This window comes from Cucumibacter marinus DSM 18995 (assembly GCF_000429865.1).
In the GTDB taxonomy this organism is placed as follows: Bacteria; Pseudomonadota; Alphaproteobacteria; order Rhizobiales; family Devosiaceae; genus Cucumibacter; species Cucumibacter marinus.
Map to the genome: position 1 here is coordinate 1 of NZ_AUCR01000014.1, position 17,737 is coordinate 17,737.

The following is a 17,737-nucleotide window of genomic DNA, read 5'->3' on the forward strand; positions in this document are numbered from 1 at the left end:
TCGACATTGCCGCCCCGCTCGACCGCCAGATCGACAATCACCGATCCCGGCGCCATCGAGGCCACCATCTCTTTGCTCACAAGCTTCGGCGCCGGACGCCCCGGAATGAGCGCCGTGGTGATCACCATATCCTGCTTGGCGATATGCGCCGCCACCAGTTCGGCCTGCGCCGCCTGCTCGTCCTTGGTCAATTCGCGCGCATAGCCGCCCTCGCCCGAGGCATCCTTCAAAGCCTCGGTCATGATGAACTTGCCGCCAAGCGATTCAACCTGCTCGCCGGCCGCGGCCCGCACATCGGTCGCGCTCACAACCGCGCCAAGCCGCTTGGCTGTCGCGATCGCCTGCAGACCGGCCACACCGGCCCCCATCACGAACACCTTGGCCGGGCGCACCGTGCCCGCCGCCGTCATCATCATCGGCATCGCCCGGTCAAACGCACACGCCGCCTCGATCACCGCCTGATAGCCGGCAAGGTTGGCCTGGGAGGACAACACGTCCATCACCTGGGCCCGCGTGATCCGCGGCATGAATTCCATGGTGAACAGGTTGGCGCCAGACTTGGCCAGCGCCGCCACCTCGTCCTCATGCCCGTAAGGATCGAGCATGCCGATCACCAGGGCGCCCTTCTTCAGCGCCGCCAGATCCTTCGCCACAGGCCGCCGCACCGTCAGCAGCACATCCGCATCTTTCAACACCGATGCCCGCGTGCCGACACTCGCACCAGCAGCCTCGTAATCCCCGTCGGGTATGCGCGAGCCACCGCCCGCGCCTTTCTCGATCCGCACCTCGGCCCCAAGGCCCGCAAGCCGTTTGGCGATTTCCGGGGTCAGCGCCACGCGGGGCTCTCCCCCATCCGTCTCCGACAAAGCCGAAACAACAATGCTCATTTGCGATCCTTTCCCAGAACGGCAGACACACCTCGCCTGGCGGTGCTGAAGGTCAGCACCGAAGCAGTCTGTGAGGTGAGGAAACCGGTCGGTCTAGAGCGCCATGCGTATTCGTTAAATCACGCTGGCGCTCTATTTTTTTATGGCCGCATCGTATTCGCGAAAAACCGGCATTCGCCTTTTCGCACGATGCTTCTAGTGAGCGACCAGGATGCCCTTGGCTTCGAAGATCTTGCGGATCTCGCGGACATAGCCGTGATAGGTCGCATCCTCATGGGTCTCGGCCCATTTGCGCGGACGCGGCATATCGATCTTGAGATCGAGGTCGATCTTGCCGGGGCGCGGTGACATCACCAGCACGCGGTCGGCCAGGAACACGGCTTCATCGATGCCATGGGTGATGAACAGGACCGTGTTGCCCAACCGGGACCACATGGACTGCAGGTCCATGATCATCTGCTCGCGGGTAAGGGCGTCAAGCGCCCCGAAAGGCTCGTCCATGAGCAGCAGACCCGGCTCCTGGATCAGGGCCCTGCAGATGGCCACGCGCTGGCGCATGCCACCCGAGAGTTCGGAGGGGAACTTCTTGGCCATGCCGCCAAGCCCCACCTGTTCCAGAAGTTCCTCCGCATGGTCGCGATATTTGGCGATGTCGAGCTTCTTGATCTCGATCGGGAGCAGGATGTTGTCGATCACGGTGCGCCAGTAGAGCAGCAGGTCCTGCTGGAACACGACGCCGATCTTGGGATGCGGCTTGGAGATCGTTTCCCGGTCGATGGAAATTTCACCGCTGGAGCGCGGGATGAGGCCGGCGAGAAGCGAGAGCAGCGTGCTCTTGCCGCAGCCGCTGGGGCCCACCACGGCAACGAAGCTGCCGCGCTCGATGGTCAGGTCTATGTTGTCGAGAGCGAGAATGTCCTCGTCTTCACGGGTATGATAGACCTTGGAAAGTTGGGAGATGCCGATCTCGGCGCCTTTGTGCTGTGCCGTCATATTCATCACACTAGCCTTTGATTGCTTGGCGGGGGGAGCGGCGGTGCCGCTCCAGCCGTTGACTTACTTGGCGGCGTCGCGCTTGTAGGCGACCCGGCCCTCGACATAGTCGAGGAGGAAATAGAGTGTGACGCCCAGGGCCGAAATCGTGGCCACGCTGGCGAAGTTGAGCGTGGTATCGAACAGGGAATTGGCCTGAAGCTGCAGGTAACCCAGACCGCGTTCGGCAGCCACATATTCACCGATCACCGCGCCGATCACCGACAAGGAGATGGCAACCTTGAACCCGCCGAAGATGTTCGGCAGCGCTGCGGGCAAGCGGACCTTGAAGAAAGTCTGGATCTCCGAGGCGCCCATGGAGCGGACAAGGCTGACCAGATTTCGGTCAAGGGACTGAAGCCCGACAACGGTCGAAATCACGATCGGGAACAAGGCGATCAGGAACGCCAGGGTGATCTTGGGTGCCCAGCCATAGCCGAGATAAAGAACCAGGATCGGCGCGAGAGCCACTTTCGGGATGGTCTGCATGGCGACGAGCAGCGGATAGATCGCCCGCTCGAAGGGCTTGGAATAGAAGATGGTGAGGGCGAGCGTGACACCGACCACGACGGCCAGTCCAAATCCGCCCAACACCTCAAACAGGGTGATATAGGCATGCGTGGCCAGAAGCTGATACTCACTGACGATCCGCGTCGCGATGGCCCAGGGGGTGGGCAGGATGAATTCCGAAAGCCCGGAAATCGGCACCATCACCTGCCAGATGGCGAGGATGGCGGCGGCCAGCATCAACGCCGAATAACGTTCGGCGAATTGTTCGCGGCTCCGTTTGCGCTTGGCATTGGCCATGGATTTCTTCCGTTGCTGTTTGGCGACACTGATATCGGCTGTATCGGTTCTGGCCACGTTACCCTCACTCGCTCAGAAGTTCATTAGTGTAGAACTCGCCCAGCGGCCGCAGCTCACCGAGATCGTCCTGGGTCTGAAGCATTTCGAGCGACTTGGCGATCAGGCGTTCATCGATCCAACCGACCGGGTGCTCGCTGGCTTCAGGGATGGAATCCGAGGTCGCTTCGATCTGGGCCAGAACCACTTCGTTGTCGGGTCCGGCCTGCCAGACCGATTTCAGCGCTTCGGTTGCCGCAATCGGGTCTGCACGGGTGGCCTCGATGGACTTGGCCGTGGCAGCCAGGAAGCGTTTGAGCGCATCACTGTTTTCGGCAATGCCGTCATTGGAGACGACGGCCGCCATGCCGGGAACGGCCAGACCGTGGTCAGCCAGGACCAGGGTCGGGAACTCGGTATCGAGGCGCGCTTCAAGCACCGGCAGATCGTTGGTCATATATACGCTGACCGCGTCGACCTGGCGCTGGATGAACTGCGGAACACGCGACCCGGAGTCCATCTGGACCTTGTTGATCGAGTCGCAGTCGATGTTGTTGGCGGCGCAGAACACGCCGAGATAGGACGTGCCGGTTTCACCGACGGAATGGGCAATCGACTTGCCTTCGAGATCCTTGGGCTCAAGCACCGGGTTGTCCGGATGGGAAATCAGCGCAATTGCCGCCGCGGGCTGGTAGAGCGCCGCAATCTTGACGGGCATGCCGCGCTGAATGGCGGAGATCGCAAAGATCGCCGGCATGACGACAACATCTTCCTGCCCCTGCACCAGCGCACCGAGCGCGGCCTGGGACCCGGCGCCTTCGCCGAGGTTCAGCGTGATGTCGTTGTCCTCATAGAAGCCTTCGGACTGGCCATAATAGAACAGGCCGTATTCGCCCTTGAGCTTCCAACTGAAGCGGACGTCGATCTCGTCCGCTGCCATGGCAGTGGACACACTACCCGCCAGCAAGGCGGCAGCGGCCAGGCCATGAATAATCGCACGTGTCTTCATCGAAATAATCCTCCTCGATCGGCGATGATGCCGGATTGCGGGGCTTGAATGCACCCGATTTTGGACCGCTTGAACGCGGCACTTCGTTTTTCTTGATCTCATAGTGTGATCACAAAATGAGATTGTCAAGCGAAACCGATTATAGAAACCCACCTTGGGGAATGCCCGGAATCACCCGAATTCCGGGGTTTTTCGGGCTTTGAAGCGTCAAAGACCGAAGAGAAATTTTTGCTGATTTTTCAAAAATTCGGGTCCGGGCCGGATCAAGCCTGCTCCGGAACGAGGCGCGGCGCGCGCACCGATGCCAGGGACGTCTCTATGGCGTCGCGCGTCAGATGGCTGGCGATGAAAACCAGCTGGGTCCGGCGCTCGCCGCGGGGCCATGCCGGCAGGGTTTCTGGCGGAAAGACCGTGTGTTGAACCCCCTGCACCACGACAGGAAGCGGCTGACCCGACACGGCCAGAAGCCCCTTCACGCGGAGAACGGAATCACCGCGGGCGGCAAGCAGCAGTTCGAGCCAATCAACAAAACCGTCCCAATCAAGATCGCCCTCGACTTCAACCACGAAGCTCCCGACATCGTCACTGTGCTCATGGTCATGACCATGACTACCCCCGTGATTCCCGCCGAGCTCACCCAGCGCGTCGAAGGCGGACGTTTGGGCCGAAAAGAGCGGATCGGCCGGCGGTGGATGACCGAGGTTCGAAACCGAGATGTCGGCCACGCCGTTGATGCTGGCGATTTGAGATTTGAGAGGCGCCTGGGCGCCCTCGTCCACCAGATCCGCCTTGGTGAGAATCACATGATTGGCGAGCGCGAGCTGGTGCCGCGCCTCGACATGGCGCTTGAGACTGGTTGCGCCGGCCACGGCATCAATCGTCGTGATGATGCTGCCGAGGCGGAAGAGCCGGGCCAGCCGCGCTTCCCCCATGACGGCGGTTGCGATCGGCGCCGGATCGGCAAGGCCGCTGGTTTCAATTAGGACACGGCCAAACGGGGCGATCTGGCCCGAGGCGGCCAGCTCGTCGAGTTCGATCAGCTTTGAGACCAGATCGTCCCCGACCGTGCAGCACACGCAGCCGGAGGACAGCAGAACCACGTCCTCGCTGACCTCGTGAACCAGAAGCTGATCGAGGCCGACCTCGCCGAATTCGTTGATGATCACCGCCGTATCGGCAAAATCGGGCTGCTCCAGCCAATGCCGGAGCAGGCTGGTTTTTCCACTGCCGAGGAACCCCGTCAGAATATGGACGGGACGCCTCGGATCCGGTGCGGCGGTGGTCTTCCCGGTCATCAGGCGATCTCGAAAATCGCGTCCACTTCGACCGGAACATTGCGCGGGAGGGAATAGACCCCGACCGCTGCGCGGGCATGGCGGCCTGTATCGCCGAATACCTCGACCATCAGGTCGGAGGCGCCATTGAGCACTTTGGGATGGTCGGTGAATTCGGGGTCGGCATTGATGAAGCCGCCCAGCCGCACAACGGCGGTTACCCGGTCAAGATCGCCATCGAGCGCAGCGGAAAGCTGCGCCAGGATATTGATGGCGCAAATCCGGGCGGCGGCCTGACCTTCCTCCACCGAGAATTCGCGCCCGAGCTTGCCGGTGAACTGATCCGCGCCGCCGACGGCAGGCACCTGTCCGGATATATAGATGGTGTTGCCGGTGCGGCGGGCCGGCACATAGTTGGCTAAAGGCGGCTTGGCTTCGGGCAGGTCGATGCCGAGTTCAGCCAGTCTTGCCTTGACGGTTCCGGACATAAAGCGGTCTTCCTTGGATCTCAGTTGGACGTTCAATCAGTAGTTCATGGAGAATTCAGCGCTCGAGACGAAGGGCAGTTCAGCAAGTCCGTGTTCGCTCGACACGCTGAGCAAAGCATCCCGCGTCGTGCGGATATCGTGGACGATGCCCTTCCTGACCTCGGTCGCGGACCCTTTCTCAAGCGCAGTGAGGATCCGCTCGTGATCTTCAGCGTTCCAGGGCACCGAGGGAATCAGCAGCGACATGTACATGGTCGGTCCGAACTGCAGCCACAGCGACTCGATCATCGGCATCAGCACGTCCGAGCCCGATGCATGATAGAGCGTGAAATGAAACTCCTGGTTGAGAGACAGCGACCCCAGAATATCGCGCTTCTCAATGGTCTCGATCAGGCGGTTGTTGATGTCGTGCAGAGTCGCGATCAGCTCCGGTGTCACGTTTCCGGCCGCGCGCTCCGCTGCGGCTCCCTCGACCAATTCGCGCACCGAGAAAAGATCCTCGAGCTTTTCACTGTTGAGCCGCGGCACGCGCACCGAGCCGCTGGGCATTTCCTCAAGAGCATTGGCCGTGACCAGGCGGCTGAGCACTTCGCGCACCGGCATCGGGCTGGTGCCAAAGCGTTCGGCGAGCTTTCTGAGGCTCATGGACTGCCCGGGCAGGAAGGCGCCGATCATCAGACCGCGCCGCATGTGGGAGAAGACCCGTTCGTGAACCTGGCGCCGCTCCTTCTTGGGCGGCGCTTTCGCTCCGTTGGCGGTTGTCTCCTTGGTCGAATTTGTCGTGCTCGGCATCTGCTTCCCCCTGCGTGCTCCTGCAATCGAAATGGGGATGCCGATTGACATTCCCAAGTGTGATCTCACAATGTGATCAATAGGCCAATTTCCCGCAAACAGCAAGGTTGCGCACCAAATTCGGCGGGATCGGCTTGGCGCGGGTGCAGAGCGAGCGCGGGCGACAGGCGGGAATGGGCGTGCCGAGTCTAGCAAAGTCGGGCCCGGTTTCACAGATTTGAGGAGTTCACACAGGTTGATAACCCCCCTTCCAAGACTCGATCAGGCCCGTTTGCGCTCAATACTGCGCGACCGCGATCCGACCCGCCCCCTCGTACTCACCAATGCTTGCCTGCCGAACAGCGTTATCGGCGAGGCCCTTTCCGGTGACCGATCGAGCCTTGTCTCAAAAGTCATCATCGAAGTCGTGCAAGGTCAGTTCCACCGCATTGAAAAGGACAACACTCCAACCACTTCCGAGGATGAGGCAAAGGATTTTGTCGATCTTGAAGGGCGCATGATCCTTCCCCGGCTGGTCGATTGCCATACTCATCTCGACAAGGGGCATATCCTGCCACGCACACCAATGGCCAACGGGACGTTCGGCACCGCCCTTTCAACCGTCAAGGCGGACAGGGAGGCCAGTTGGAATGCCGACGATGTCCGTCAGCGGATGGAGTTCGGACTAAAGTCCGCCTTCCATCATGGCACTGGCGCGATCCGGACTCATCTCGATTCACATCCCGGCCAGCTCGAAATCTCTTGGCCGGTCCTCGAGGCCTTGAGAAACGAATGGGCCGGGCGGATCGACCTGCAAGCCGCCGCCCTCATCCCCATCGAGATGGTCGGGAATACAGAGCATTTCGACCGGTTGTGCTCGGTTGTGGCGAAGGCCGATGGCGCGCTCGGAGCCGTCGCCTATCCCTGCGACAGCCTCGTATCTCATGTCGAGCAATTGTTCGTGGCGGCGAAAGATCGCGGATTACGGCTCGACTTCCATGCCGATGAAACGCTCGATCCCGGCGCCAGAGCGCTCGAGGTCATTGCGGATGCCACCCTGCGGCACGGCTATGGCGATAGGGTTCTGGTCGGGCATTGCTGTTCGCTGGCCCAACTGTCGCCCCCCGATGCCGCTCGCATCATCGGCAAATGCGCCGAAGGGGGGCTATCGGTCGTCAGCCTGCCCATGTGCAATCTCTATCTGCAGGATCGGCAAGACCCGGCCCGCACGCCGCGGCTGCGCGGCGTCACAGCGCTCAAGGAACTGGCGCATGCCGGCGTGAACACGGCCGTCGCGTCCGATAATACCCGTGATCCGTTCTTCGCCTATGGCGATCTCGACATGCTCGAGACGTTTCGCGAGGCTACCCGCATCCTGCAGCTCGATCATCCGCATGGCGACTGGATCAGTGCGGCCACGCACCGTGCGGCGCGGGCCATGGGGCTTGCCGGGCATGGACGGCTCGATGTGGGCGGGTCGGCGGACTGCATCATCTTCGAAGGGCGGGCGTGGCACGAGGTGCTTTCGCGTCCCGAAAGCAATCGCATCGTCCTCAAGGCCGGCCGGCCGAATGAAACCACCCTGCCCGACTATCGAGAACTCGATCCGCTCGTGAAATGAAAAGGGCCGGACGCGAACGTCCGGCCAGTCCTTGAGCGGGCAGGGAGGACCGCTCCAGGGGGAGAAAAGGACAGCGCACCCGGGTAGGGGGGAGGTGCGCTGCCCAGGCTTCAGGCGGACGCGCCTGTCTCGTAAAGCTCGATCTTGGTCCCGTCGGGATCGGCAATGTAGATGGTGAGGCCGTAGGGCCCGTCATGCAGCTCGTTGAAGAAATGCACACCGGCCTTTTTCAGCTTGTCGGACATGGCGCGCACATCATTGACCTCAAAGGCGATGTGATCGAGCTGCCGGTGTCCGCTTTCGCGGCCATTGATGAGGGCGATGCCCTGGTGGAAGGCGGTGAAGGGACGGCCATCGGCGAGCGGCTTGGCCGGGCGGATCGTGAACCCGAGTTGGCCGGTGTAGAATTCCACCGATTTGTCCATGTCATCGACCATGATGAGCTGGTGGCCATATTCGAGCACCCGCGGCTCACGCTGGTCGGCCACCCACTGCGAAACGGAAGCGGAATCAGAGATTTCGCAGAAGTATTGCTGCCAGACCTGCTTTGCCGTCGCCTCCCAATCGCCATTGACCCCTGAGATGCAATCATCGATGGCAACGACATCGAGGTCGCGCAGATAGGCCTCGCGAATGCTGGTTTCGACACAGGCATTGGTGGTCGCACCGGTGACGAACAGATGCCGGGTGCCGAGCATTTTCAGCATCATTTCGAGCCGCGTCTCATAGAACGCGCCAAAACGGTGCTTGCGGATGACAAACTCGGGATTGACCTCCGAGAGCGGTTTGAGCTCGTCGACGATCTGCTCGTCCCAGGTGCCGGCGAGAGCCGAGACCTGTTTGCGCTTGGCGGTGTGCCCGGCCAGCTTCTTGCGGGCGCGGCTGTGGTCGCGGGCGAAATGTTCCTGCACGGTCCAGATGACGGGGATGCCCGCTTCCTGGAACTTGGGAATCATGTCGGCCAGCGGCGAGACGATCGAAGACAGCCGATCGGTGTCGACGCCGGAAACGCCGAGCGTGCCTTCCTTGTGAATGAAGGCGTTCTGAAGATCGATGACGAGCAGCGCGGAATGGCGCGCTTCGAGCTGGTCGAGACTCATTTCTTGTTCTCCTCCATATCGATACCGAGGACGCCAGCGCGGCCCCAGCTATCCTTGGGGGTTTCGTGGATCACCACATGCAGGTGCTCGGGCTTGCAGGCAGCCTCTTCGACCATCGCGTCGGTGATCGCGCGCACCAGGTTGCGCTTCTGCTCCACGGTGCGCCCTTCCCACATCTCGACAACAACAAAGGGCATCTCAATTCTCCTCGTTTGAACCATGTGCGGCCGACCGGGCCCAGGTCGGGGTCGCCGGCGAAAAACCGCGTGTCAGATCGCTGCCGCCGGCGTTTTCGCCGCCCAGCAGCCAAAGGGGTCGTTCGACAAAGTTGATGAGCACCTGCTCGCGCATGCAGGCCTGATGCGCGGGATGATCAGGATCGCGAACGAAATGGCTTTGCGCGGACATCAACCGAATGACGTAAAGCGGGCTGTCCATGTCGATGGCGGGCAGGCCCTGTTCCATCAACGTATCGAGCCGGACGCCGGTCATCTGCCTGCCCCCTGGCCCGAACGAAACCAATACCAGCGCCCCAACCAGCGGCTCCACCGGCCAGTAGCGCCCTTCCCGGCCCACCTCCACAAAGTCCCGATACCGGGTCGGATCGGTGAACAGCTCACTGTCCCACAAAAGGACATCCGGCCCGATTTGACCGGTGGCCAACTCGACCACCTCGCGGCTCTCGCACAGATCGAGGAACGGCCAGGGGTCGGTCAGCCCATGGGCAAAGCCCCAGGGATTATGCAGCCCCGACAGACGCTCGGCACGATAGGTGCCGGCACGCTCAGCCAGAGAGGCAACGAGCGCTTCGACGGGCTCGCTTTCGCGCATCAGCGGAATGCGGCCCGCGAGCTCCAATCCTGCCGTGTCGGGACGTCCGGGTGTCATGCAGGCACCGTCACGCAGCGGCCGCGGCCATAGAGATTGTCAGTGACTTCGCCGTTTTCATAGACGACTTCGCCGCGCGATATGGTCGTCACCGGCCAGCCCTTGAGCTTCCAGCCTTCATAGATGCAGGTGCCCTTGCCGGTATGTTCGACGGTGCGTTCCTCATCGAGATCGATGAGCACCATATCGGCGTCGAACCCGACCTCGATATCGCCCTTGCGCGGCCACAGGCCGAAGCGGCGGGCCGGATTGAAGGAATTGAGCTGCACCAGACGGGACAGCGGCAGGCCGCGCTCACGCACACCGAAATGCAGCATCAGGGCCAGTTCCCAGGGGAAGCTGACAACACCAGGGAATTCGGTCCAGATGTCTTCGAGTTTCTTCGGCAAGAAGGGCACATGGTCGGTGCCAAGGCTGTAGACCGACCCGTTCTGCATGCCGGCCCAGAGACCTTCGAGCTCATTGCGGTCGCGCAGCGGCGGGGAGATCTTGGCCCGCATGTCGAGATCTTCATCGTAGCACGTGCGGGTGAGATAGTGCGGGCAGGTCTCGACGGTCACGTTGAGACCCTTGGACTGCGCTTCAGCGGCAAGAACCGGCCCCATGCCCACCGAGGTGTGCACCAGGTGGAGCGGACAGCCGGTGCGCTCGGCGAGGAAGATCATCCGGCGGATGGTCTCGACTTCACAAAAGGCCGGGCGGGATTCGGTATAGGCCCCGAGGTCCTGGCGACCCGTCGCCGCGATCTCTTTCTTGATCCAGGAGGCGATCTGGGTGTTCTCGCAATGCACGTTGATCACACCGCCGGGGATGTCGGCGAGTATGCGCATGGCGGCATAAACCCAGCCATCGGTCGCCGGGACGATGCCGATGGGGTTGTCCGGCTCGTAGCCGAAATAGCATTTGAAGGATTTGACCCCGGTCTCGGCCACGATCTGGGGGATTTCCGCAATATGTTCTTCGCGCTGTATGCCGAAATGGAAGCCGAAATCGATCATGGCGTTCTGCTCGCCGATGTCGCGCCGCTCCTTGTAGAAGGGCAGGTAGGATTCCTTGAGATTGCGGATATAGAGGAGCGCCGTTGTGACACCGCCGGACGCCGCAGCGGCCGTCTCGGTGCGCATATCCTCGTCATAGGGGAACTTCACGCCCAGATGGCAATGCGGGTCAATGAGACCCGGGATCAGTACCTTGCCTTCGGCGTCGATCACACGGGTCGCGTCGGGCAGCGCATCATTGGCGCCCGACAGCACGATCTTGCCATCGCTGACCGCGACACCGCCGAAAAACTCGCCATCGTGGCGCACCACGCGCGCATTCTTGACGACCAGATCCACCTTCATGATGCGTTCTCCATAATCTCTTCGATGCGGCGCGAAATGCCGCTCCACTGGCTGCGGCCGACCGTCACCGGCGCCCGCGAACCCATGCCGCGGGCCCAGATCGCCTTGATTCCCTTTGCCGTGGCAGCATCGCGGTCGATGGTGCCTGGCGGGGCCGCAACGTCGACCAACAGCGCACCGGGCGCGAGCTTGTCGAGCAAGTCACCGGCGACAAGCTGCTTGGGCACCGAGCCGATGACTATATCCATATCCGGCAGGAGATCGGGCAGTTCCTCTAGCGTGTGCGAGGTCGCACCCGCCGCATGAGCGGCGGCCCGCTGAACCGGGTTGCGCGCGGCAACATGCACATGGGCGCCGAGCCCGATGAGGGTGTTGGTCAACAGGGTGCCGATGGTCCCCTGCCCCACAAGGCAGATATTGGCCTTGTGGATGGTGATGTCGGTATTCTCGATGATGACCTTGAGCACGCCTTCGACGATGGCAGGGCCCCGAAGCAACATCAGGTCGACGTCCCACTCATATTCATGCAGCGTGATCCCCAGCGCTTCGGCATGGGATTTGAGGTTGGGATCGCCCCAGCCGAGAATGATGTGCCCGGGCTTGTTCATGCCGGACAGCATTTCGGCATCGGGAATGATCTTCTCAGGGCATTTCGGCGCGAACAGTGCACCCTCAGGCGTAATGCCGGGGATCGGGAACAGGGCGATATCCGCACCCTTGAGCGCGTCTGCCGCGTCGCTGGCATGATAGACACCGTCGATGCCGCCGTCGGGCCAGGGAAAGCCGAAAGCGCGCACCTTGGCGCCGGCTGCGACGGCGCAGCGGGCGATTTCCTGTTCGCGGGCATCACCGGCAACAACGGCGATGGTCAGATCTTTCCAGCTCATTGACCTCTAACCTTTTCGATCAATTGGTTCTTGCTCATCCCGGCAATGCCCATGGCCTCTGCCGTGCGCCCGGTCTTGCGATAGTCATTGCCCGTCGCCGCTGCGCCTATCGCGTAGAGCGATCGCGCGATCGGCACCTCGACCCCGGCGATGGCCGCCAGTTCGATGAAGGGCAGCAGCCCGTGGCCGAAATCCTCGCGATAGTAGCGGTGCTCGAGGGAGTCCGGCGCCTTGATCTTTGCATTGGCCACCCCGCCGGATACCGCCGCGCGGTAGTCGGACAGGTCGGTCACATCAGCCTCGACAGTACCGATGCGCTGCATTTCGCCAATGAGGTTCGGCAGTTCATGGCCGAACGCCCGGGCGACGGCGAGGCGCTCGCGGTCAAGCTGTTCCATGACGCGGGCCACGCCATCGGTCAGCCCCTGGACATAAAAGGTGAAGTCGCCGCCGGTCGCTTCCGCCCAGGAGGCGCCGAGAACGGCGCCGGGGGCATGCAGCACCATATTGACGTTGCACAGGTCGGAGGCGAGTACATCGGCGACGGGGGTCGCGGCGGCGAACAGTGCCGAGGCCAGTTCAAGCTCCGCGTCTCCTCCGCCGAGAACGGCGGAACGGACCTGCCCGGCCTTGCCGGTGGTCGTCACACTTCCCGGCGCATATTTGCGGGCGACATAGGTCAGGGTCGAGAACTCGACGATGGGCGGCACGGTGCCGCCGGCACGGCGCCAGGCCTCGGCAAATTCCAGCGCTCCGCCGGTATGGCCGGGATTGAGAATGACTGGCTTGTCCGCGGGCCAGCCAGCAGCAACCAGCGCCCGCGCCACGCCGGCATGGGCGGTTGTCGGGAGCGTGACGATTGCGGCTTCGGTATGGGCGATTGCCTCATCGAGTGCGGTGGTAATCAGCGCCGCTTCCATGCGGCCTTCACCGAACACCCCTTCATAGTCGACGCCGCCAATCTCCTTATGGGGATCGAGCGTTTCCTCGGACCGAGCCCACCAGTTGACCTGATGGCCGGCAAGGCCAAGTTCAACCAGGGCCGACGCCCCACCGCCACCTGCTCCGAGCAAGGCAACTTTCATCCGGTGATCCTCCCTTTGGCTGTCCGTCTCACCGGACAGCGCAGAAACTGCCTCAGTTACCTTCGTCATAAAGGGTGGTGGTCACTTCCACGCCCTCTTCATGCAGGCCGGCACGCTTGACCGCCTCGGCAGCCAGTTCGCGGGCCTTGCGGCGGATTTCGGTCTCATCGACACCGATCACCTTGCCATCGGCATAGGCCGGTTTGCCATTGACCCAGGTCTGGGTGATCGAGGCGGTCGAGGCGGAGAACACCAGTGCCTGCAGCGGATCGTGGAACGGGGTCCATTCGACGTGATCGAGATCGAAGAGGATGAAGTCCGCCTTCTTGCCGATCTCGAGCGAGCCGATCTCGTCGTCCCACATCAGGGCGCGGGCGCCTTCGATGGTGGCCGCCCGCAGCGCATCGCGTGCCGTGAAGATGTCGGGCTGGACGCGGGCGTCCTTGAACAGGCCGGCCACGATCAGCATCTGGCGCATCAGGTTCATATTCCCGGCAGCGGAAACGCCGTCGGTCCCCAGCCCCAGCTTGACGCCGGCCTGGACCATTTCGGGATATTTGCCGATGGCGGACGCGCCCTTGCCGAGCTTGAGCGACGAGCACGGGCAAAATGCGACTGCCGCTCCGCGATCGGCAAGGAGCGCGACCTCTTCGTCGGTGACCGCGGAACCATGAGCGATCACCAGATTCTTGCGAATGCCGCCGGCCTGGTCGATGCGGGTGATGGGCCAGACGCCATACTTGTTCTCGCAGACCTTCGCTTCCTCGATGGAGGTCGCCAGGTGATAGGTCGTGCCCACACCGAGCTTTTCCGCGAGCGCGACGGCGCCGACATGCAGTTCGAGCGAACAGGGTTCCTTGCCCTCGATGTTCACCCAGCACCGGGCCCGGCCATCCAGGGCGCCGTTGTATTTCTCGACACAGGCCTCGAGTTCCGCCAGTGCCGTTTGCGCATCGGGGAAGAAGTGATGATCCGCCATTTCCTCGGTCCAGCCACGCGGCAGTTCCGAGGGACGGTTGTCCGCCGCATGCCGGCCGGTGATCCCCCGGATCCCCGTCGGCTCCATCGCCTTGATGACGATGCCCGGGTCGTATTGTGACCCCATGTCGAGAAAACAGGTTGTGCCGCAGCGCAGCATCTCCGTGATGCCGAGCGAGGCACCCCAGAACTCGTCTTCCTCGGTGATGTGTGCATAAAAGGGCTTGGCCCAGTGGAAGACCCAGGCGCGGGTCGTCAGATTATCCGGGAACACGGCCCGAGACAGGGTTTCGGACAAGTGCACATGGCTGTCGACGAAGCCCGGGCACATGCCCAGCATCCGGCCATCGACGACCTTGTCGACATTGTTCTCGTCGACCCGGCCGGCCACCTCATCTGCCGGACCGAGATCGGCGATCCGGTCGTCTTCGATGAGGATGCTCGCCTGGCGCAGCACGGTGTCGTTCTTGTCGACCGTGAACAGGAAATCCAGATCCTTGATGAGGGTACGCATATCAGTTCCGACCTCTTTAGGCGCCGGGCGCCGATTCAATTTGTGCGGGTTCAGGCTACAGCGGTTTTGCGGCCATCGCGCGCCGTGCCACAGACAATAAGGCGATCCGTGTCGGCATAGTCCGAGAGCAATTCACTGCCCTTGTCCGTGACCAACAGCATGTCCTTGTTCTGCATGCCGAAGCCGTAACCGGTGTCGTAGCAGAGCGGCTCGAAACCGAGCACCATGCCCTCCTCGATCTCGGCATCGCCGCCGGGCTTGCCGATCTCGGGGGTCAAGCCGAGATAAGGATCCTCATGCAGGTGCAGGCCGATGCCATGACCGACAAAAGAGATCGGCGGTAGGTCGAGCTTGGCCAGCTTGGCAATGAAGGAATCGTAGATCTCGCGGCAGCTCGCGCCGGGTTTCACCTTGTCCATGATTTCATACTTGCACTCAACCAGATGGGCCCAGATGCGCTCGGCATGCTCGGGCGCCTCGCCGACAACCGCGGTGCGGCAAACCCCGGCCTGATAGCCATTGATCACCGAGAAGATCTCGACGCGGCAGACGTCGCGATGCTTGAGCACCCGGTCGGAGGGGCCGACATTGGGCAGAACGCTGCGGTCGCCCGTGGCAACGATCAGCAGTTTGAAGTGCTCGGCGCCAAGCGAATAGACGTTACGGGTCAACATCCCCGCGATATCCATCTCGCTGTCGCCTGCATCGACCTGGGCCAGCGCATCGGTGATCGACTGATCGGCAATACGGGACAACCTGCGCAGAAGCTCGATCTCGCGCGGGGTCTTGATTTGCCTGAGGCGAGCCAGGATGTGTTCGGCGGGCTCGAAACAGGCCTTCGGCAGATCGGCCTGAAGACGGTTGAAATCACCGGCCGGCAGATAATCCATCTCGATGCCGATCCGCGCGGATTCAAGCCCCATGTCACGGAGCTGGCCGGCAAGGACGAGCATCGGATCGTCGGAGAACTCGGCCCAGATCGTCGTCGGGGTGTCCGGCTCGTTCCGCCCGATGGTCGAAGCCTCCATATCGACGCCGAAGAGTTCGGCCCGGCCATCGGCGGTGGTGATCACCATGGCGTGCCTGTGCCGGATAAGAGGCTGGGAGGGCACCACGAACCCGGCCACATAGGCGAAGTTCTCCGGCGAGACCGAAATGATGGCATCGAGCCCGCTTTGGGCCATGGCCTTCTTCTGCTTGGCGATGATTTCTTTGTGCATCGAGCTCTCCTGCGCCGGTTCCTAGTCCTGGACCCGGTATTTTTCGAGTTTGGCCATATCCACATCGATCCCCATGCCGGGACCGGACGGCACCACGATCGCGCCATCCTCGAAACCCATCGGCTCGGTGAGGAAGTCGTCCTTGTAGTAGATGCCGCCAACCCGATCGCCGATATGGGAGGCAGGCACCGAGACCGGAATCACACAGGACAGGGTGACCGCCGGGGATGCGGCGGCAAGCTGCACATTGGCGAGGTTGCCGATACCGGTTTCGATCGAGCCGTTGACGTTGCAGATGATGCCGGCGGCCTGACAAACGGCGCCGACCTGCATGGCCTTGTAAAGACCGCCCGCCTTGGTGGTGTAGATCGAAACGATCTGGACCGCATTCTCTGCGAGGATCTGCACGACGTCATGGGCGTTCCAGGCGGATTCGTCGGCCATGACCGGGGCATCGATCCGCCGCGCCACGGTCGAAATCCGCTCGATCCCCATGACCGGCTGTTCGACATATTTGAGCCTGCACTCCTCGATCTGGCGGATGATCTGCACCGCCTCGCCGGGGGTCTTGTAGCCTTCATTGGCATCAATACAGATGTCGACAGCATCACCGGCCGCATCGCGCACCGCATGGACCATCTTCACGTCCCGTTCGGGATCGACCCCGACCTTGACCTTGATGGTGCGAATGCCTTCCGCAACCAGTTTGCGGGTTTCTGCGACTGCTTCCTCGATGGAGATCAGGCCGATCGAGTGAGTCACCGGCACACGATCGCGCGCCTTGCCACCCAGCAGGATGTGCACGGGAACATCGAGCCAACGGCCCGTGACGTCATAGACCGCGAATTCGACGGCGGCCTTTGAATAGGGATAGCCCTTGATGATGGCGTCCATGCGCGCATGCAGTGTTGCCATGTCCCCGAGATCGACCCCGATCACGGCGGGCGCCAGATACTGATCGATAACCGTACGGGTGATGGCCGCTGATTCGCCGAAATAGCGTCCGAATTCGCCGCCCCAATCCTTGAGAGCCGGCGCCTCGCCCCAACCGACGCGGCCGTCGCTATCGGTTACCTTGACGATCACATAGCGCCCGATGACTTCGGTCAGCCCCGCCCATTTGTGCTCGCGACGGGTGGGCAGCTGAACCAGCATGGTTTCAATGGATTTGATCGTCGGCAAGGTCGTTCACCCTTATTTCGGTTGGCATGCCGCAACCTCATCCCTACAATGAGATCACTTACTGTGATCACACACTATGATCATCGAAACCATGCGTCAACACACTTGTGCCCCGCACGCACAACCGGACGCCCAACCGATTGGAAAGATGAGGAAATGATCGTCGAAATCACCAACTACTTCGCCGCCCCGGACAATCAGAAGGCCGTGCTCGCCCAGCGGCGCAAAGCCAGCAAACTGAGAGCGGAACTGGGCCTGCCCGAGGGCGAGATTTTTATCCGACAAGGCGATAAAGGCCCTGATGTGCGCTGGGAGTGCCGGTTCGAGAACCAGGCCGCGTTCGAGGCCGACCTTGCTGCGCGCCGGCAGTCTCCCGAGTTCGAAAACGCCCGCAAGACGATGCACACCCTGCTCGACCGATTCGAGCGGCACATCTTCGAGCGCGACGAGGGCTAAGCCGCAAACCTCGTTCGCGATCCGTCATGGGCAAGCGAATTGCCCGTGCCGAATTCGATGTCTTCGTGTAGGCTTTCGGCAGCGATGACGGACGACGCGACACTCCAGGACGCGAGGGACGCTTACGCGCGAGGCGCATGGGCGGACGCGACCGATCTG

Annotated in this window: 18 protein-coding genes; 2 read left to right on the forward strand and 16 right to left on the reverse strand. The window is 62.0% G+C overall.

From position 1 onward, the window contains the following. The 7 genes from G489_RS0109185 to G489_RS19820 form a co-directional block, all read right to left on the reverse strand. Positions 1-887: NAD(P) transhydrogenase subunit alpha (locus G489_RS0109185; RefSeq protein WP_029041302.1), on the reverse strand; the 887-nt coding region annotated here is incomplete at its 3' end. A 195-nt stretch (positions 888-1,082) separates the two neighbouring features. Continuing rightward, entirely contained in the window at positions 1,083-1,886 is an 804-nt protein-coding gene (locus G489_RS0109190) for an ABC transporter ATP-binding protein (RefSeq protein WP_029041303.1), read from the reverse strand. Between the two features lie 57 nt (positions 1,887-1,943). Then, on the reverse strand, positions 1,944-2,783 hold the full coding sequence (locus G489_RS0109195) for an ABC transporter permease (RefSeq protein WP_029041304.1): 840 nt from the start codon (positions 2,781-2,783) through the stop codon (positions 1,944-1,946). A gap of 7 nt (positions 2,784-2,790) precedes the next feature. Beyond that, a complete protein-coding gene (locus G489_RS0109200) occupies positions 2,791-3,771 on the reverse strand; it encodes an ABC transporter substrate-binding protein (RefSeq protein ID WP_029041305.1) in 981 nt (326 codons plus the stop codon). Between the two features lie 263 nt (positions 3,772-4,034). Beyond that, positions 4,035-5,066: a CobW family GTP-binding protein gene (locus G489_RS0109205; protein ID WP_029041306.1), complete on the reverse strand. Its 1,032-nt coding sequence runs from the start codon at positions 5,064-5,066 to the stop codon at positions 4,035-4,037. Continuing rightward, positions 5,066-5,533, reverse strand: coding sequence for a RidA family protein (locus tag G489_RS0109210; RefSeq protein ID WP_029041307.1), 468 nt, complete (start codon positions 5,531-5,533; stop codon positions 5,066-5,068). The genes G489_RS0109205 and G489_RS0109210 overlap by 1 nt, the downstream gene beginning before the upstream one ends. Positions 5,534-5,569: 36 nt before the next feature. Further along, positions 5,570-6,325: a GntR family transcriptional regulator gene (locus tag G489_RS19820; RefSeq protein ID WP_051332479.1), complete on the reverse strand. Its 756-nt coding sequence runs from the start codon at positions 6,323-6,325 to the stop codon at positions 5,570-5,572. Positions 6,326-6,596: 271 nt separating this feature from the next. Here G489_RS19820 and G489_RS0109220 point away from each other — a divergent pair, with 271 nt between their 5' ends. Further along, the gene (locus G489_RS0109220) at positions 6,597-7,925 is read left to right on the forward strand and encodes a cytosine deaminase (RefSeq protein WP_029041308.1); all 1,329 of its coding nucleotides are present in this window, start codon (positions 6,597-6,599) and stop codon (positions 7,923-7,925) included. 110 nt (positions 7,926-8,035) lie between these two features. On the opposite strand, the gene G489_RS0109225 is transcribed toward G489_RS0109220, so the two are convergent. The 9 genes from G489_RS0109225 to G489_RS0109265 are packed head-to-tail and all read right to left on the reverse strand — an operon-like array spanning position 8,036 to position 17,122. Beyond that, positions 8,036-9,025, reverse strand: a complete 990-nt coding sequence (locus G489_RS0109225) for an isochorismatase family protein (RefSeq protein ID WP_029041309.1) — start codon at positions 9,023-9,025, stop codon at positions 8,036-8,038. Then, complete coding sequence (locus tag G489_RS0109230; RefSeq protein WP_029041310.1) at positions 9,022-9,222, reverse strand: 2-hydroxymuconate tautomerase; 201 nt, start codon at positions 9,220-9,222, stop codon at positions 9,022-9,024. Before G489_RS0109230 ends, G489_RS0109225 begins: the two co-directional genes overlap by 4 nt. A 1-nt stretch (position 9,223) precedes the next feature. Beyond that, complete coding sequence (locus G489_RS19825) at positions 9,224-9,913, reverse strand: hypothetical protein (protein WP_051332480.1); 690 nt, start codon at positions 9,911-9,913, stop codon at positions 9,224-9,226. Further along, the gene (locus G489_RS0109240; RefSeq protein WP_029041311.1) at positions 9,910-11,256 is read right to left on the reverse strand and encodes a dihydroorotase; all 1,347 of its coding nucleotides are present in this window, start codon (positions 11,254-11,256) and stop codon (positions 9,910-9,912) included. Before G489_RS0109240 ends, G489_RS19825 begins: the two co-directional genes overlap by 4 nt. Then, complete coding sequence (locus G489_RS0109245) at positions 11,253-12,143, reverse strand: dipicolinate synthase subunit DpsA (protein WP_029041312.1); 891 nt, start codon at positions 12,141-12,143, stop codon at positions 11,253-11,255. The genes G489_RS0109240 and G489_RS0109245 overlap by 4 nt, the downstream gene beginning before the upstream one ends. Next, positions 12,140-13,228 carry an NAD/NADP octopine/nopaline dehydrogenase family protein gene (locus G489_RS0109250; RefSeq protein ID WP_029041313.1) on the reverse strand — a complete coding sequence of 363 codons (1,089 nt, stop codon included), beginning with the start codon at positions 13,226-13,228 and terminating at the stop codon, positions 12,140-12,142. The genes G489_RS0109245 and G489_RS0109250 overlap by 4 nt, the downstream gene beginning before the upstream one ends. A 52-nt stretch (positions 13,229-13,280) precedes the next feature. Next, positions 13,281-14,720, reverse strand: a complete 1,440-nt coding sequence (locus tag G489_RS0109255; RefSeq protein ID WP_029041314.1) for an amidohydrolase family protein — start codon at positions 14,718-14,720, stop codon at positions 13,281-13,283. A 50-nt stretch (positions 14,721-14,770) separates the two neighbouring features. Beyond that, the gene (locus tag G489_RS0109260) at positions 14,771-15,940 is read right to left on the reverse strand and encodes a M24 family metallopeptidase (protein ID WP_029041315.1); all 1,170 of its coding nucleotides are present in this window, start codon (positions 15,938-15,940) and stop codon (positions 14,771-14,773) included. Positions 15,941-15,961: 21 nt separating this feature from the next. After that, positions 15,962-17,122, reverse strand: a complete 1,161-nt coding sequence (locus tag G489_RS0109265; RefSeq protein WP_029041316.1) for a mandelate racemase/muconate lactonizing enzyme family protein — start codon at positions 17,120-17,122, stop codon at positions 15,962-15,964. Between the two features lie 156 nt (positions 17,123-17,278). Here G489_RS0109265 and G489_RS0109270 point away from each other — a divergent pair, with 156 nt between their 5' ends. Continuing rightward, positions 17,279-17,578, forward strand: coding sequence for a hypothetical protein (locus tag G489_RS0109270; RefSeq protein ID WP_029041317.1), 300 nt, complete (start codon positions 17,279-17,281; stop codon positions 17,576-17,578). The last annotated feature ends 159 nt before the right edge of the window (positions 17,579-17,737 follow it).

Excerpts from the sequence above, each read along its gene's own strand:
- G489_RS0109190 (WP_029041303.1), bottom strand. The coding sequence starts at position 1,886 with ATGAATATGACGGCACAGCACAAAGGCGCCGAGATCGGCATCTCCCAA.
- G489_RS0109200 (WP_029041305.1), bottom strand. The coding sequence starts at position 3,771 with ATGAAGACACGTGCGATTATTCATGGCCTGGCCGCTGCCGCCTTGCTG.
- G489_RS0109205 (WP_029041306.1), bottom strand. The coding sequence starts at position 5,066 with ATGACCGGGAAGACCACCGCCGCACCGGATCCGAGGCGTCCCGTCCAT.
- G489_RS0109210 (WP_029041307.1), bottom strand. The coding sequence starts at position 5,533 with ATGTCCGGAACCGTCAAGGCAAGACTGGCTGAACTCGGCATCGACCTG.
- G489_RS19820 (WP_051332479.1), bottom strand. The coding sequence starts at position 6,325 with ATGCCGAGCACGACAAATTCGACCAAGGAGACAACCGCCAACGGAGCG.
- G489_RS0109225 (WP_029041309.1), bottom strand. The coding sequence starts at position 9,025 with ATGAGTCTCGACCAGCTCGAAGCGCGCCATTCCGCGCTGCTCGTCATC.
- G489_RS0109230 (WP_029041310.1), bottom strand. The coding sequence starts at position 9,222 with ATGCCCTTTGTTGTTGTCGAGATGTGGGAAGGGCGCACCGTGGAGCAG.
- G489_RS19825 (WP_051332480.1), bottom strand. The coding sequence starts at position 9,913 with ATGACACCCGGACGTCCCGACACGGCAGGATTGGAGCTCGCGGGCCGC.
- G489_RS0109240 (WP_029041311.1), bottom strand. The coding sequence starts at position 11,256 with ATGAAGGTGGATCTGGTCGTCAAGAATGCGCGCGTGGTGCGCCACGAT.
- G489_RS0109245 (WP_029041312.1), bottom strand. The coding sequence starts at position 12,143 with ATGAGCTGGAAAGATCTGACCATCGCCGTTGTTGCCGGTGATGCCCGC.
- G489_RS0109250 (WP_029041313.1), bottom strand. The coding sequence starts at position 13,228 with ATGAAAGTTGCCTTGCTCGGAGCAGGTGGCGGTGGGGCGTCGGCCCTG.
- G489_RS0109255 (WP_029041314.1), bottom strand. The coding sequence starts at position 14,720 with ATGCGTACCCTCATCAAGGATCTGGATTTCCTGTTCACGGTCGACAAG.
- G489_RS0109260 (WP_029041315.1), bottom strand. The coding sequence starts at position 15,940 with ATGCACAAAGAAATCATCGCCAAGCAGAAGAAGGCCATGGCCCAAAGC.
- G489_RS0109270 (WP_029041317.1), top strand. The coding sequence starts at position 17,279 with ATGATCGTCGAAATCACCAACTACTTCGCCGCCCCGGACAATCAGAAG.